Annotated in this window: 12 protein-coding genes; 2 read left to right on the forward strand and 10 right to left on the reverse strand. The window is 32.2% G+C overall.

Going from position 1 to position 17,187, the window contains the following annotated elements; translation table 11 throughout:
* Window positions 1–29: 29 nt before the first annotated feature.
* The 3 genes from prxU to M915_RS05935 form a co-directional block, all read right to left on the reverse strand.
* Window positions 30–749, reverse strand: a complete 720-nt coding sequence (gene prxU / locus M915_RS05925) for a thioredoxin-dependent peroxiredoxin (RefSeq protein ID WP_407636004.1) — start codon at window positions 747–749, stop codon at window positions 30–32.
* 147 nt (window positions 750–896) lie between these two features.
* The gene (locus tag M915_RS05930; protein WP_051259809.1) at window positions 897–1,991 is read right to left on the reverse strand and encodes a polysaccharide deacetylase family protein; all 1,095 of its coding nucleotides are present in this window, start codon (window positions 1,989–1,991) and stop codon (window positions 897–899) included.
* Between the two features lie 114 nt (window positions 1,992–2,105).
* On the reverse strand, window positions 2,106–4,112 hold the full coding sequence (locus M915_RS05935; RefSeq protein ID WP_036730345.1) for a YcdB/YcdC domain-containing protein: 2,007 nt from the start codon (window positions 4,110–4,112) through the stop codon (window positions 2,106–2,108).
* A gap of 198 nt (window positions 4,113–4,310) precedes the next feature.
* Between M915_RS05935 and M915_RS05940 the strand changes: the two genes are divergently transcribed.
* Entirely contained in the window at window positions 4,311–5,909 is a 1,599-nt protein-coding gene (locus M915_RS05940) for an ABC-F family ATP-binding cassette domain-containing protein (RefSeq protein WP_036730346.1), read from the forward strand.
* A 160-nt stretch (window positions 5,910–6,069) separates the two neighbouring features.
* On the opposite strand, the gene nifJ is transcribed toward M915_RS05940, so the two are convergent.
* The 5 genes from nifJ to M915_RS05965 all read right to left on the reverse strand — a co-directional run bounded on the left by nifJ (window position 6,070) and on the right by M915_RS05965 (window position 14,465).
* Window positions 6,070–9,570 (reverse strand): pyruvate:ferredoxin (flavodoxin) oxidoreductase, encoded by a 3,501-nt coding sequence (nifJ, locus tag M915_RS05945; protein ID WP_036730347.1) that lies wholly within the window; start codon window positions 9,568–9,570, stop codon window positions 6,070–6,072.
* A 23-nt stretch (window positions 9,571–9,593) separates the two neighbouring features.
* Complete coding sequence (locus M915_RS05950; RefSeq protein ID WP_036730348.1) at window positions 9,594–10,244, reverse strand: aspartate/glutamate racemase family protein; 651 nt, start codon at window positions 10,242–10,244, stop codon at window positions 9,594–9,596.
* A gap of 67 nt (window positions 10,245–10,311) precedes the next feature.
* On the reverse strand, window positions 10,312–11,505 hold the full coding sequence (megL, locus tag M915_RS05955; protein ID WP_009221544.1) for a methionine gamma-lyase: 1,194 nt from the start codon (window positions 11,503–11,505) through the stop codon (window positions 10,312–10,314).
* A 28-nt stretch (window positions 11,506–11,533) separates the two neighbouring features.
* Window positions 11,534–12,886, reverse strand: a complete 1,353-nt coding sequence (locus M915_RS05960) for a Na+/H+ antiporter NhaC family protein (protein WP_009221545.1) — start codon at window positions 12,884–12,886, stop codon at window positions 11,534–11,536.
* A gap of 28 nt (window positions 12,887–12,914) precedes the next feature.
* The gene (locus M915_RS05965) at window positions 12,915–14,465 is read right to left on the reverse strand and encodes a sigma-54 interaction domain-containing protein (protein WP_200860591.1); all 1,551 of its coding nucleotides are present in this window, start codon (window positions 14,463–14,465) and stop codon (window positions 12,915–12,917) included.
* 363 nt (window positions 14,466–14,828) lie between these two features.
* On the opposite strand from M915_RS05965, the gene M915_RS05970 reads away from it, so the two are divergent.
* The gene (locus M915_RS05970; protein WP_036730352.1) at window positions 14,829–15,149 is read left to right on the forward strand and encodes a hypothetical protein; all 321 of its coding nucleotides are present in this window, start codon (window positions 14,829–14,831) and stop codon (window positions 15,147–15,149) included.
* A gap of 32 nt (window positions 15,150–15,181) precedes the next feature.
* On the opposite strand, the gene M915_RS05975 is transcribed toward M915_RS05970, so the two are convergent.
* Window positions 15,182–15,796, reverse strand: coding sequence for a V-type ATP synthase subunit D (locus tag M915_RS05975; RefSeq protein ID WP_036730354.1), 615 nt, complete (start codon window positions 15,794–15,796; stop codon window positions 15,182–15,184).
* Window positions 15,786–17,180, reverse strand: coding sequence for a V-type ATP synthase subunit B (locus M915_RS05980; RefSeq protein ID WP_036730356.1), 1,395 nt, complete (start codon window positions 17,178–17,180; stop codon window positions 15,786–15,788). The genes M915_RS05975 and M915_RS05980 overlap by 11 nt, the downstream gene beginning before the upstream one ends.
* Window positions 17,181–17,187: the final 7 nt, after the last annotated feature.

Consider the following 17,187-nt stretch of genomic DNA (forward strand, 5'->3'; position numbering starts at 1 on the left):
TTGACATATAAATGTGTTTTATTTTATTTTTATTTACCTAATTCATCAACTGTCCAAGTTTTCCAAACATTTCCAACTAATTCAGGACCCGGCTTAAGAGTCTTTGCGCCCGGTTGCCATCCTGCTGGAGTAACTTCTGTTCCTTTAGCTTCTCTTACATATTGGTAAGCTTTAATTTGTCTTATAGCTTCTTCAACATTTCTTCCCACAGGAGGAGTAAGAATTTCCATTCCTTGAATTATTCCTTCAGGGTCGATTATAAATCTTCCACGAACATCAACACCTGCTTCACTATCATATACTCCGTATAGTTCCCCTATTGCTCCTGATGAATCTGCAATCATTGGAAATGGAATATCCATTCCGGCAATTTTTGAAAGTTCATTGTCGTTCCAAATTTTGTGAACAAATTGACTGTCTACAGATACGGAAATAACTTGTACTCCTAAATCTTCAAATTCCTTATTTTTAGCAGCCACTGTAGAAACTTCTGTTCCACATACAAATGTAAAGTCTCCCGGGTAAAAGCATAACATTACCCATTGTCCTCTGTAATCTTCTAAATTTATTTCCTTAAATTCTCCCTTGTGATATGCAGGAGCTGTAAATGACGGTGCTTGTTTTCCTACTAAAATCATATTTTTTTCCTCCTTAATATTTTCTTGATTAATTAAAATTTCTTCTTTAGCTTCAGTGTTTTGAACTTTAGCTACCGGTCTATCGCAATAACTCATAATTTCCTCCTTAATATTAGATTTTATGATAAGACTGTGATTATTCACATGTCAATCTTGCAAATTAAAATTTACTCATTCTGTATACTTATACCACTAAATTTTTATTTTAAACAAAGTATTTTGATTTTTAAAAATAAAAAAGATGCTTTAAAGCATCTTTTATTTTAATATACAGAATTTATAATTGTTTTCCTTAAAATAATTTATTATACTCTGCAAACTGTCTACAGTAAGCTGTTTATTTGTCGCATCATGCATTAAAACTACCGCTACATTGGAATGAATATTTTGATGTAGAGATTTTGCTATATAGTTTACTTCTCCTTCAACGGTTGTAGGACGAACTTTCTTTTGTTCCGCATCTCCGGATAGTGAATTCCAGTCAATCCATTCCATACCCATTTTTTCAAGAGCCTGATCCGCCGGAGTTATTCCCTGCCACGACATATGTCCGCCCGGATATCTCCAAGGAGTTACCTTAAAGTTTTCTCCAAATACTTTTTGAACTCTTCCAAGTGTAAGTCTTGCTTCTTCGAGAATTTTATTTGTATCTGCATTTTTTTCAGGGTACAAAATATCATAGTCATGTGAAAAAGAGTGAAGTCCTATTGAATTTCCATCCATTACAATTCTCTTTAAAGTATCATAATGATCTTCGTAAATAGCTTTTCCCACGACAAAAAACGTCCCATGAACATTATTTTTTTCAAGTATGTCTAAAACCTGAGGAGTAATTGTATTATTAGGTCCGTCATCAAATGTCAAAAATACTAATTTGTCATTTCCTCCATATTCCTTTTCTCCTCTGATGTATGAACGAATTTCTTTTGTATCATAAGCATATTCATCTGCAGATATTAAATGATTTGTTCCCGGCATAAGTCTTTTTTCTACCCCTGTCGCCTTATTGTATGCCTCTAAAAACATTTCTTGCTCATTCTTCGGAATAGCTTTTGAATTATCGAATTTACCTGATTTTTCTCTCATAATTTCAGCTATATACCATGAACCTAAATTTGAAGTGTTAATTTCCTTTTCAGGCTTAGATGTGAAAATAGAGCTGACAATTTTTATTATTATAAGTACAAAAAGTCCGATCAATACAAAAAAAAGTATTCTTCTTCGCTTCATTTGTCTTCTTCGCGCTTGAATTTTTCTTTTTTTCCTCATTTCATCACGAGTAAGAGTGGAACGTGTATTTTTAAAATTTTTTATATCAATAAAATCTTTATTATCAATGTTTTTATTTTGCATTTAAAACCTCCATAGTTAATTAAAGGATATACTAAAATCATATTTTTTTCAAGATAATGAATCTAAAAAAATACAATAAAAAATAAAAAGATGTGCATCATGATGCACATCTTTTTATTTCACAATATTATAAGCTAAGTGAAGCGCCTCTTCAGCCGTAATATATGAATTTGGCATCGCTTCGTCAAAATCATATATTGATAGAGCATATCCTAAATAGTAATAGGCTTTAAATTCACTCGGTATTGAAGCGGAATCCTTAAATATTTTTTTATCAAATACATCTTTTAATTTTGTCAAATCTCTATATCCCTCGTTATTTAAAATCCATCTTACCGCATACTTGGTCTGTATTTTTTTATCAAGCATATCCTGGTCAGCACCTTCAAAGAAGCTCAAACTTGATTTGCTTATTTCATCAAAATAGTCTCCACGCCCTGATATTAAATTGAGCAGAAGCATAAAATCTTCAACAGTTATCTGCGATTTTAAATCTTTTATACCGGGTATTCCTATGTCCATTGATGTTAAATAGTTTATCTCTTCAGCGTATTTGGACGAATTGATATTTTCATACTCAAATTTTTCAGATTCAATTACTGTTCCGTCAGTATTTACAATTTTGCCGTCAGATGCTCTTACAATAGGTGTATTATAATTGTCAAACATATACATAAGTTTTGGAACCGCTCCTACATAAACATAATATAAATTATACTCAAAACTGTCAAAGAAGATTTTTTTTGCTTCTTCTAAATTTATTTTAGGAGTAGATTTTTCAAACTTACAATCGTCAAATTTAAAATTATACGAACTTATTTCTCTTGAAGAATTATTTATTACAATTTGAATCCCATTTCTATAAACAGGAATAGAATTTTCAATTCTTAAGAAATTGACTTTAGTTTCTCCGTCACTATCACTTATTATCGGATTTTTAAAATCTATATTTTTCTTTGTATTAAATTTATTTGCAAAATCCGTTGCAAGTTTTATAGCAACAGTTTCATCTAATTTCTTATTTCCTTTCCACGAACTATCGCTATAATAATAATTCATAAGTACTAATTCCTTTGCATCAAATGCAAATTGAATATACTTTTTCCCATCCTTTGAATATTCAACTGAATATATATATCGTTCATCGCTTTTGCTGAGACGTTTTAGAGATTGTTTATATCCTTTTATGTTGAAATTCGCCTTTATAATTTTTTCTACTTCAGAAAAATCCTTTATCCCTTTAATTTTTTCAAATTCGGAAATTTCCACATCAGAAAGCCCCTGAGCTTCTCCTTTAGTTTTTTCTTCTGCAGCTGCAACGGAATCAAATACATTATTTCCTAAATGATAAATATTATCCGTAACAAAAGAAGCTTTTATAGCGTCAACAGGTTTAAAAGGCTTGAGCTGACCATATACCATCTCGGATTTCTCAACATTTTCATCTTTATATACTATATAAAATAGTTTTACAGGATTATTATCTTCTTGCAACTTTATAGAATCTTCTTTTGAAATTATCTTTTCTTTTTTAGGAAAAGAATTATCTTTAAATGTTTCACTTGAATATGTTCTTGAATATGAGTTGACCTCTCTTGTTTTCAAGTCTATTTGTATATTAATAGTATCATTCAAAACTTCGGTTTTGTTTACAAATCTTGTGTAGTCTAATTCAGCATGTCCGGATTTTAAATATATTTTAGAATTTTTTAATTTATAAGATTTTGAAATATCATTTCCTAAATTTTTCAAAAAAGTTTCTGCAAGTAACTCAACTTCTTTTTTCTCTATAAATTTTGAATCACCTTTTTTTGTGTCATCATATTTATAATAATCTATTATATTTCCATCCTTGTCTGTCCTAATATTTACACTTTTGTCATCACTATACCAAAAATAACTCAATGTTTTAAACGCCTTGGATTTATAAGGTTCTATATCTTCTTCAGATTCGGAAGTTGAAAACGAAAAATTTTTATAATCATTTGTTATTCCAAACATCTTTTTTAATCTTATAACTTCTTTTTCATTAGGTTTTTGAACAGAAGCCACATTTGCAAAACTATTTATACCAGGAATAAGTAAAACAGCTGCAAGTAATATTGCAATAAATTTTTTCATAACATCACTCCCTTTAAATTTTATATTATTATATCATATTAAAGTGTGTGATTTGTAACAAAAAGTTGAAAAAACAATGACGAAAATAATAAAAAAGTGAATTATGGTATTTATTAGTGATTTTTCTATTTAAATACGGTTAATCTACAAAAATCTATTAATCTATGCTATAATTGAGTGCAATTGGAGTGTGAAATAATGATAAGTGTAAATAATTTAAGTGTATTATTTCCCGATAAAAAACTTTTTGATGATGTAAATTTAATTTTTAATCCGGGAAATTGTTATGGAATAATCGGAGCTAATGGAGCAGGAAAAAGTACATTTTTAAAAATACTTTCAGGCGAAAAAGATCCGACAAGCGGTAATGTTGCAATAGATAAAAACTCAAGAATGAGTAAGCTCAACCAAGACCACTATGCCTTTGAAAATGAGGTGGTACTTGATACCGTAATTATGGGAAATAAAAAATTATATGATATCGGAAAGGAAAAAGATGCAATCTATATGAAGCCCGACTTTTCTGATGAAGATGGAATGAGAGCGGCGGAACTTGAAGCTGAATTTGCCGAACTTGGCGGATATGAAGCTGAATCTGAAGCATCTACAATTTTACAAGGTCTTGGAATTTCTACTGATATGCACTCAAAACTCATGAGTGAAATAATAGAATCCGATAAGGTAAAAGTTCTTCTTGCACAAGCACTTTTTGGAAATCCTGACATACTTTTACTTGACGAGCCTACAAACGGTATTGACCTTAGAGCCGTATTGTGGCTTGAAGAATTCCTATCCACATTTGAGGGAATAGTTATAATTGTATCCCACGATAGATATTTTTTAAATGAAGTATGTACTCACATGGTCGATATAGATTTTGGAAAAATTACAATGTTTGTAGGAAACTACGACTTTTGGTATGAATCATCTCAACTTGCGCTAAAAATGCAAAAAGACCAAAATAAAAAGAAAGAAGATAAAATTAAAGAACTACAAGAATTTATTCAAAGATTTTCTGCAAACAAATCAAAATCAAAACAAGCTACAAGTAGAAAGAAACTTCTTGATAAAATTACTCTTGATGATATAAAACCGTCATCAAGAAGATATCCTTTTGTAGGATTTAATCTGTCGCGTGAGGTTGGAAATGAAATTTTAAATGTCAACGGACTTACAGTAGAAGATAATGGAAAGAAACTTATAGATAATTTTAATCTCAGAGTTAATAAGGACGATAAGATTGGATTTATCGGAAACGAAATTGCAATTACAAAATTTTTTGAAATAGTAAATTCCAAGACAGATGATTACACCGGAGAATATAAGTGGGGACAGACAATAACACACACTTATTTTCCAAAAGACAACAATGAATATTTTGAAAATATAGATTTGAATTTGATTGACTGGATGAGACAATACTCTGAAGAACAATCAGAAATATTCTTAAGAGGATTTTTAGGAAAGATGCTATTTTCCGGAGATGAAGCATTAAAAAAAGCAAATGTACTTTCCGGAGGAGAAAGAGTCAGAATGATGTTTTCAAAGATGATGATCGCACCTGCAAATGTACTTGTATTTGACCAGCCTACAAATCATCTTGATCTTGAAAGCATAGAAGCTGTAAATAACGGTTTAATTAATTTTAAAGGTAATGTACTATTTACATCTCTTGACCATCAATTTGTATCATCTGTCGCAAACAGAATAATAGAATTTTTTGATGACGGAACATATAGAGATGTTCCTATGGGATATGAAGAATATATAGAAAAATATGTAGTCGAAAGCAAGTAATATAAAAAGGAGCGAACGCTCCTTTTTTATATTTGAGAAATAAATTATTCGTTTACTTTTCTTAAATGTTTTTTTAATTATTAAATACAAAAAGATACCACAAAATTAACCTGTGGTATCTTTTTGCATTTTTTATATTAACAATATCTTAGGGAGCTGATTAATTTTCTGCAAGTTTTTTATATCTTTCATATCTGAACTTAGAATCTTCTTCCGCCATATCAAATAACTCTTGTGCTATTTGTGGGAATGTCTTCTTTAATGAAGTATATCTAACTTCTGTTTCCAAAAATGCTTGGAATGATTCTTTCGGTTCTTTTGAATCAAGTATAAACGGATTCTTACCTTCTGCTATTAATTCAGGATTGTATCTGTATAGGTGCCAATATCCACAATCAACAGCTTTCTTTTCTTGAGCTATACTCTTGCCCATTCCACTTAATAATCCGTGGTTTATACATGGTGCATAGCAAATTACTATTGCAGGTCCGTCATAACTTTCAGCTTCTTTTAATGCTTTTATTACTTGGTTCATATTTGAGCCTATTGCCACTTGTGCTACATATACATAGCCATAAGTCATAAGCATTGCTCCTAAGTCTTTCTTTCTTACTCTCTTTCCACCTGCCGCAAATTTTGCAACTGCTGCTCTTGGTGTTGCTTTTGATGATTGTCCTCCGGTATTTGAATAAACTTCTGTATCAAATACAAGTATATTAAAGTCTTCACCTGATGCCATTACATGATCAAGTCCGCCATATCCTATATCGTATGCCCAACCGTCTCCTCCAAAGCTCCAGATACTTTGTTTCATTATATAATCTCTAAGTTTATAGATTTCTTTTAAATCTTCATCGTCAGAATTTTCTGTAAACTTAACTATTGCATCTTTTAACGCCTTTGTCTTTTCAGGATTTTTCATGTTGGCAATCCAATCCTTGAATGTTTCTTCACATTCACTGTTCGGATTTTTCTTCATATATTCTTCCATATGAAGCTTAATTGTTCCTCTTAGTTTCTTAACTGCAAGAGCCATACCATATCCATATTCTGCATTATCTTCAAATAATGAACTTGCCCATGCAGGTCCTCTACCTAATTTATTTGTACAATATCCTGTAGACGGGAATGAACCTCCCCAAATTGATGAACAACCTGATGCATTGGCTATAAGCATTCTATCTCCGAATAATTGTGTTACAAGTGTTGCATATGGTGTTTCTCCACATCCCGCACATGCTCCGTGGAATTCAAGAAGCGGTTGTTTGAATTGTGAACCTTTTACTGTATTATCAGGCATTAAGTCCTCTTTAGGTTCTACTTTCATTGCATATTCCCAATTTTTAGCTTCTTCCAATTCTTCTCCAAGCGGAGTCATTACAAGTGCTTTTTCTTTTGCCGGACATACATCAGCACAGTTTCCACAGCCTGTACAGTCAAGTACTGATACTTGAATTCTATATTCTAATCCTGCAAGTTCCTTACCTTTTGCAGCTAATGTTTCAAATTCTGCAGGTTTATTTGCAACTTCTTCTGTATTTAACAAGAATGGTCTTATTGCAGCATGAGGACATACAAATGAACATTGGTTACATTGGATACAGTTGTCTTTATTCCAATGTGGTACATTTACTGCAACGCCTCTCTTTTCATACTTTGTTGTACCGTTCGGCATTATTCCTTCTTCTACTCCTATAAATGCCGATACAGGTGTTTCGTCTCCCTTTTGTGCATTTAATGGTTCAAGAATTTCTGCAACATATCTTGGAACATCTCTCTTAACTTCTTCTTCTGTTGCATCTTTCCACTCTTCAGGAATTTCTACTTTAACAAGTCCTTCCAATCCCATTTCAACTGCTTGATAGTTCATATTTACTATCTTATCGCCTTTTTTACCATAAGTCTTTTTAATTGAATCTTTTAGTCTTGTTACTGCATCATCTATCGGAAGAACTTCTGATAATTTGAAAAATGCCGATTGCATTATCATATTTGTACGACTGCCAAGTCCTATTTCTTGTGCTATATCAGTTGCATTTATTGTATAGAAGTTTACTTTCTTATCATAAAGCTCTCTCTTCATTGCTGCAGGAAGTTTTTCTGAAAGTTCTTCTTTATTCCAAATTGTATTTAATAGGAAAGTTCCTCCTTCTTTTAGTCCTTCTAAAAGATGATAATTATATACATAAGATTGCTTTGAGCAACTTATAAAGTCAGGTTTTGTTATTAAATATGTTGATTTTATAGGATCTTTTCCAAATCTCAAGTGAGAAATTGTAACCCCACCTGATTTTTTAGAGTCGTATGCAAAATATGCTTGAGCATACATATCTGTTCCGTCACCTATAATTTTTATCGCACTCTTATTTGCACCTACTGTACCGTCTGAACCGAATCCCCAGAATTTACATTTAATTGTATCTTTCGGTTCTGTCATTATTTCTTCTTCAATAACAAGGTTTGTATTTGTTACATCATCTATGATACCAATTGTAAATCTGTCCTTTGGTGTTTCTTTTTTAAGATTATCAAACACTGCCTTAATTTGACTTGGAGTTGTATTTTTAGAACCTAATCCGTATCTTCCGCCAACGATTACAGGTTTATTTTCATTGTCGCTATAAGCTCCAAGTATATCAAGATGTAACGGTTCAAAAGGACTTCCCTTTTCTTTTGTTCTGTCAAGAACTGCTATTGCTTTTACAGTACTTGGAATTTCTCTTAAAAGTGCTTCTTTTGCAAACGGTCTATAAAGTCTTACTTTAATCATACCGACTTTTTCGCCTAAGCCTTGTAAATAATCAACAGTTTCTTCTATTGTCTCATTTACAGAGCCCATTGCAATTATTATTCTTTCTGCATCTTCCGCTCCATAGTAATCAAATGGTTTATATTTTCTACCTGTAAGCTCTCCAAGTTGTTTCATATAGTCTTCTACAATAGGTAGTACACCTTCGTATTTTAAGTTTGATGATTCTGTTGCTTGGAAATATATATCAGGGTTTTGTGCTGTTCCCTTTGTATATGGTCTTTCAGGATTCATACTCTTCATTCTGAAACTTTGAAGTGCTTCTGTATCTAACAATTTTTTATAATCTTCATAATCTACGACTTCAACCTTTTGAAATTCATGAGATGTTCTAAATCCGTCAAAGAAGTGTAAAAACGGTATTCTTGCCTTTATAGCAGATAAGTGAGCTATTGCTCCTAAGTCAAGAATTTCTTGTACTGAGCTTGAAGACATCATAGCAAATCCTGTTTGTCTACAAGCCATTACGTCTTGATGATCCCCAAATATTGACAACGCATGAGTAGATAATGCTCTTGCCGCAACATGAATTACGCCCGGAAGAAGTTCTCCGCTCATCTTGTACATATTAGGTATCATAAGTAACAATCCTTGTGACGATGTAAAACTTGTTGCAAGTGCTCCGGCTGATAATACACCGTGCATTGCTCCTGATGCTCCTGCCTCTGATTGAAGTTCTGTTACTTGTACTTGTTCGCCAAATATATTTTGTTTTCCATTAGCTGACCATGAATCAATTAATTCTGACATATCCGATGATGGTGTTATAGGATATATCGGTGCTACTTCAGTGAATGCATAAGCTACTGTTGCGGCAGCTGTATTACCATTCATTGTCATCATTTTTTTCATATTCTTTTCCCCCTTAAGATATTTCATATCCTTTCCAGCATTTTTTCTGCCGGATCTATAATTATAAGTGAAGTACGCTTTTTAAGCTCATCTCTTATGTACGGAAAATGCGTGCATCCAAGTATTATACTATCCACTTTATATTTTCCTATTTTTATATTTTCAAGATAGTTTAAAAAACCGTCTAAATTTAATCCTTCAACTATCTCCTTTGGAGTAAAATCTGCTTCTATCATCTGAACTATACTCATATTTCCTACAGATATTGTATTCTTAGTCTCATCCGATTCTTTTATAATTTTATCTATTGTATAAGCTGATAGACCGTTTGCTCCTATGATTGCTATGTTATTACAGCCTTTCGGTAGGCTCTTATATGTTTCAAGAGGAGTTATTATTTCAAGCTTTATCAGTTCTTCTATTTTTTTATAGTCTATTGCACAGCTTAGAGAATTGCAATTTATCAAAAGTTTATCAGCGCCTTTATCTATTGCCGATTTAGCTTTTTCTATAAACAGGTTTTCAAGCTCTTCCTTAGAAAAATATTGTAGCTTGGATTGCTCTTCACAGCTTTCAGACATAGGAAATGCCATTGCTTCAATTTTCTTTTCCGCCAAAAGCTCCACTCCCATTTGTGTGTCTACTTTTGTTCCCGCAAATACTGCTACCTTCATTTTCATCAACTCCGTTATTTGTGATATAGGTAAGAAATCTTACCTATATCACATATTATTTTACTAATTATAATAAGCTGTCTAATGCTTGTTTTAAGTCTGCAATAATATCTTCAGGATCTTCAAGACCAACAGAAATTCTTACAAGACCTTCAGTTATATCGGAAGCTTTTCTTTCTTCAGGTGTGTATGGTGAGTGAGTCATACTTGCAGGATGTTGAATAAGTGTTTCCGCATCGCCAAGACTTACTGCCAATGTGCAAAGTTTTACTGCATTCATAAGTTTTGTTCCTACTTCTTTTCCGCCCTTAACTTCAAATGAAATCATAGCTCCAGGAAGTCTCATTTGTTTCATAGCTAAATCATGTTGTGGGAATGATTTTAAGCCAGGATATGCAACTTCTGCTACTGCAGGATGTCCTTCCAAAAATTCTGCAACTTTCATTGCATTTGAACAATGTCTTTCCATTCTAACAGATAGAGTCTTCATTCCTCTGTTTATCAAGAATGCTTCAAAAGGTCCTAAAACTGCTCCAGTACAGTCTTTAACGCCTACTAATCTAACTTGATCGATTAATTCTTTTCTTCCAACTGCAAATCCTGCGATAACATCTCCATGTCCGTTTAGGTACTTAGTTGCAGAGTGAACTACTATATCTGCTCCAAGTGATAAAGGTCTTTGAATATATGGTGTACAATAAGTATTATCTACTACCAATAGACAATTTTCTTTTTCATGAGCTATTTTTGCTGCACCTTCAATGTCAGTAATATACATATTAGGGTTAGCAGGAGTTTCGATATAAACAAGTCTTGTGTTTTCTTTCATTGCATTTTTAATATTGTTTAAATCTCTTGTGTCAACAAATGTTACTTCTACTCCAAATTTTGATAATCCATGATTTAATAGGGCAAATGTACATCCATACATTGTTTTAGCTGCAACAACGTGATCTCCGGCTTTTAACATTGACCACATAACTGATGAAATTGCTCCCATACCTGATGAAGTTGATACACAAGCTTCTGCGCCTTCAAGGTCTGCCAACTTCTTTTCTATTACTGCATTTGTAGGATTTCCAAGTCTTGAATAGATGTATCCGTCTTCTTCAAGTGCAAATCTTCTTCCGCCTTGCTCAGCAGAATCAAAGATAAATGTTGAAGTTTGATAAATAGGAGTTGCTAATGCGCCATATTTATTACTTTCGTATCCTGAGTGAATTTGTCTTGTTGAGAATCCTTTGTTTTCCATATTTTCCATTATTTTTCCTCCTTATATTACTTTTATATTATAATGGTTTCCATTCTTCAAAGTTCCATGGGTTTTTCTTTAAATAACCGTTAGCAAATGGAACAAATATTGATAATATTACGAAGAAAGCAAGTGCAAATTGATACCATAATAATGGCATTAAGTCAAATGGACTAAGCTTTCCTTCTGTAAATTGCGCTGCGATTAAAAGTTGAGCTCCGTAAGGAATGAATCCTTGCATTATAGCTCCGAAACAGTCAAGTAATGATGCTGATCTTCTCGGGTCTACCTTATATTCTTCCGCTATACTTCTTGCAATAGGTCCGTCAATGATGATTGCAACTGTATTATTTGCTGTTGCCGCATCTGTTAATGCAGTAATTGCTGCGATACCAACTTCTGCTGACTTTTCTCCCTTAATGAAGCTCTTAATTTTATTAAGTAACCAATCAAGTCCTCCACCATAAGTTACAAGTCCTGCAAGACCTCCTGTAAGCATTGATAATAAGAATATTTCGAACATGCCTACAAATCCGTCATATATATTGTTTGTAAATTCAAGTAATCCGAATGCTCCGTATGAAAGTCCTATTACTCCTGAAAGGATTGTTCCAAGAGTTAGTACAACAAATACGTTCATACCTGCTATAGCTGTAACTAAAACAAATACATATGGAAGTACCTTTATTAAGTCATATTCATAAGTTTGTGCTACAGGTGCTGTTTCAGGTTGTCCGAATACAACTAAAAGAATTACTGTTATTATCATAGCAGGAACTGCCATAGAAATATTTGTTCTGAACTTATCTTTCATTTCAACACCTTGTGTTCTTGTTGCAGCTATTGTTGTATCAGAAATAACTGATAGGTTATCTCCAAACATAGCTCCACTTACAAGTGTAGCAACTATAAGCGCCATAGGTATTGATGTATTTTCTCCAAATCCTACTGCAATAGGTCCAAGTGCTACTATTGTTCCAACACTTGTTCCTGTTGAAATTGATATAAAACAAGCTATTATAAAGATACCAACTGTTATAAATTGTGGTGGTATGATTGAAAGTCCTAAATTTACAGTTGCATCTACTCCGCCCATTGCTTTAGAAACAGTAGAGAATGCGCCTGCAAGTATATAAATTATACACATTATAATGATATTTTCGTCTCCACATCCTCTTACAAAGATGTCAAATTTTTCATTAATATTTCCTTTAATAAGTATAAATGCACAGATTATACCTAAAATTACTGCTATCGGTGATTTAAATCCGTAGAATCCCATTGGATCTCCATCAGCTATAAGCTTTAATCCTATTCCCAAATAAGATATTATAAAAACTAAAAATGGAATCAGTGCCACAAAATTCGCCTTATTTTTCTTTTCGTTCATACATTTCCCTCCTAAAATATTTTAAATATTACACTCTCCATTCATCATCTTGAATTTTATACTTTTTTATTCTGTTTAAGAGAAGTGTGTGAGTTACGTTTAACACCTTTGCCGTAGCTCTTATAGTTTTGTTTTCCCTAAGCGCTTTTAATATAAACTCTCTTTCAAAAGTTCCTACGGCTGAATTTAAATCTTCATAATTTAAAATTAAATTATCAAAGCTGTCTGTTTTGTCAAAGGTTATGTGTTCTTCCGTGATAGGTCCTTCTCTTGATAGCACAACTGCTCTTTCAAGCACATTCTGCATCTCTCTGATATTTCCGGGCCAATTATATGAATTGAGCCTTTGCCTTGCCGATTCATCAATTTGAATATTTCCCTTACTATATCTATGAGATAAAACATTTAGAAAATATTGTGTGAGAAGAGGTATATCTTCTACTCTGTTTCTAAGAGGCGGTATTTCTATTCTGAATATGTTTAAACGATAAAATAAGTCCATTCTAAAATTTCCGTCCTCTATTAACTTTTCCAAATTTCTATTTGTTGCAGAAATAATCCTTACATCAAGAGATATCTCTCTATCAGAACCTATAGGTCGTATCTTTTTTTCTTGTAGCACTCTTAACAATTTTGCTTGGAGATGATAATTCATCTCTCCTATTTCATCTAAGAAAACCGTTCCTCCATTTGCGGTTTCAAAAATCCCTCTCTTGCCAGTTTTATTTGCTCCCGTAAAGCTTCCGGGTTCATATCCAAATAACTCAGACTCTAAAAGTTCTTCCGGAATTGCCGCACAGTTGATGCCTACAAAAGGCTTAGAGGCTCTGTTACTTTCAGAATGAATTGCACGAGCAAACATTTCTTTACCTGTACCGCTTTCCCCTGTTAAAAGAATAGATGCATCTGAATATGCATATAATTTAGCAATATCTACTATCCTCTTGAAATTTTCATCTTCTCCTATAATATCTTCAAAAGTTAATAAACTGTCATATGAAAAATCTCCGTTTATTTCCTTTAAAGTGAGAAGATATCCACAAAAAATTCCATCTTCAGAATAAAGTCTGTCAACATTTAACAAGAACCTGTAATTGGAAATATTTATATTCTTATTCCTTATGCTCTTATCCATAAAGTTGTTTTCTTTTCTTTCTATGTAATTTTTTAAATCCACATCATCAATAAATTCAAAAATATATTTTCCTACTTCAAGATTTTCAATATGCTTAAACACAATTTTATTTCCATATTCAACTACACCCTTACTACTTAGCATTATCACTCCTTCTCCTATTAAGTTAAGTACCCCTTTAAGTTCAATATCCTTTTCTTCAAAAGACATTACATCTATTTCTTCCATATAATCGTAGCCATAGACTTTTTCACATTCTCTCCGAATGCTCTCTATCATGTCTTCGGAAATATAGGGTACTTTCAGGTAGATCACATTACTATAAACCTCCATGGATATGACTGAAATGTCATAATTTCTCAAAATTGTAAGTATATCATATGTCAAATGAGGTCTATTAATGTGAAACATTATTTTTATTCTCTTAATATCCAAAGAAATCATCCACCTTCAAATAGTTTATTAGCAATATTTGTGCCAGCTTTACATCAGATATTTAGACACTTAAAAAAATGTTTGCCTGATTTTTGGAATGTTTTTACACCATTAAATATTTTGTGGTAATCTTTACATATATAGTGGTGTATTTTTATTCCTATCGGAATACTATTATACCATATTGTCTAATTTTTTGTAATATTCATCAACATATTTTATAAAAAATTTTTTATTATAAATAAATTTTTAAAAATCATAGTTATTTAAATTTAATTTTTCAATTTTAAAAACCTAATATAATTTTCTTAAATTTCTATAAATATATTTAAAAAATGGCTATATAATGGTATTATATTGATGGGTGATAATTTGAAAAGAGAAGATATTATTGATTTAGTTTATAAAATTTCTGAAGATGATTTAGAATTATTGTATATATTTATGAAAAGGTTGTCAAAAGATTGCAAATGTTATTTAAAAAAAGATGTTTATAAAAACACAGCTGAAGATTCCCAACCTTTAAAAACAATTTCTAAAGTTAAAATTCCAATTGAAAATGAATCTGAAGAATATAGTGATGATTTTTCAGAAAATGTCCCTCCGGAATATGAAGACAGTTCAGACGAAGAACTTAAAAAATTTTTAGGTGATGATTATTTAGAGAGAATGATGTTGTGGAAAGTAGATTAATAAAAAGAGATAAGATGCTCATAGCGATCATCTTATCTCTTTTTATCTTTAACTTTTTTAAGTCTGAAAAAATCTTCTCTTTCCTTCTCAGACAATATATTTTCTATTTCCTTTACTATACTTTCATATTTTGGTATTTGAATTTTATTGAGGGCGTTTGCTCTTTTTTGTGTCTTTTTAATTTCCTGTGCAAGCCTGAAAACTCCTGTTTCAACCTGAGCAAGCTCATATATCAAATATCTTATGTTATGCATATCGAGAGATGCCTTATCAAAAGCTGTAGTAGTTTTATGGAAAGAATACTCCGTTCTAAGCCCATCTTGTCTATATTTGATTTCTGGAATTTCAACTCCCATTACCGATTTTGAAATTACCTCATAAGGTTTTTCAAGTGCCATTGATTTTGAAATTTCATATATAGCTTCTGTTCCCATTGTTACTGTCGCCTCTTCAAGCGCACTATATGATTGTTTAAAAATTTTTTCTATTCTATCTTGAAGACTTTCGGCACGCTTATTTAAATCCATCATTTCTTTTATCAGGACGGTTCTCTTTTTATCTAACAAATCATATCCTTTTCTTGCAAATTCAAGAGCTGACTTTGTTGCCATTAAATTTGCTTTTGTAGGTACTGTTTTAGTTGCCATTTAACTCACCTTGCAAATATTTCTCTTTAAGTTTAGGGTCTATTCTGTCTAAACTTTCTACAGGAAGTATCTTTAAAAGTTCCCATCCCAAATTTAATGTATCTTCAATATTTCTGTTTTCATCGAATTTTTGAGTTAAAAATCTGTTTTCAAACTCATTTCCGAATTTTATATACAATTTATCCAACTCAGATAAATCTTCTTCTCCTATTATTTGTGCAAGAGCTCTTACTTCTTGAACTTTAGAGTAAGAAGCAAACAACTGTGATGACAGATCCGCATGGTCTTCTCTTGTATATCCTTCTCCTATACCGTCTTTCATAAGTCTTGAAAGTGAAGGTAATACATTTACAGGAGGATATACTCCCGATTGATTCAAATCTCTTGAAAGTACAATTTGTCCTTCTGTTATAAATCCGCTAAGATCCGGAATGGGATGAGTTATATCATCATTAGGCATTGTCAATATTGGTATCAATGTAACTGAACCGTCAATATCCTTTATCATTCCCGCTCTCTCATATAACATTGCAAGATCTGAATAAAGGTGTCCCGGATATCCCTTTCTTGACGGAACTTCTTCTCTTGAAGATGATACTTCTCTTAAAGCCTCACCATAAGATGTTACATCCGTCATTATTACAAGAACATGATTATGCTCTTTGTACGCAAGATATTCAGCTGCCGTAAGAGCGCATTTAGGAACAATTAAACGTTCCATAATCGGATCATCCGCATAATTTATATACATAACTACTTTTTCCGACACTCCAGCATTTTTAAAAGCTTCTCTAAAATAATCGGCTTCGTCGTGTTTTACACCTATCGCCGCAAATACTATTGCAAAGTTTTCATCCGAGCTGTTTGAAGATAATTTTGCTTGTCTTACTATTTGAGCTGCAAGCTCATTATGAGGAAGCCCCGACCCTGAAAATATCGGAAGTTTTTGTCCTCTTATAAGTGTCATGAGTCCATCTATTGATGAAATTCCCGTTTGAATAAAGTTTCTTGGATATTGTCTTGCAACAGGATTAATCGGCCTTCCGTTCACATTATAAAACTCGTCTGAATATATATCTCCACCCTTATCTATAGGACGACCGATTCCATCAAAAACACGTCCTAAAATTTCATTTGAAAGCGGTATTTCAAATGGATGTGCCTCGAATATGACCTTTGAATTCTTTGTCGAAACTCCTAAATTTTCTCCAAATACTTGAATTATTGCAGAATCTCCATCTATTTTTACAACCTGTCCTACCAAATCTTCTTTTCCGTCTGTAGATTTTATCTTAACTACTTCATCATAAGATACTCTGTGTAGGTTTGAAAGTTCAATTAAAGATCCGTCAACTTTGTCTAATAATAAATATTCCTTTTTCATTCTATCA

The organism is Peptoniphilus mikwangii (genome assembly GCF_000468535.1).
In the GTDB taxonomy this organism is placed as follows: Bacteria; Bacillota; Clostridia; order Tissierellales; family Peptoniphilaceae; genus Anaerosphaera; species Anaerosphaera mikwangii.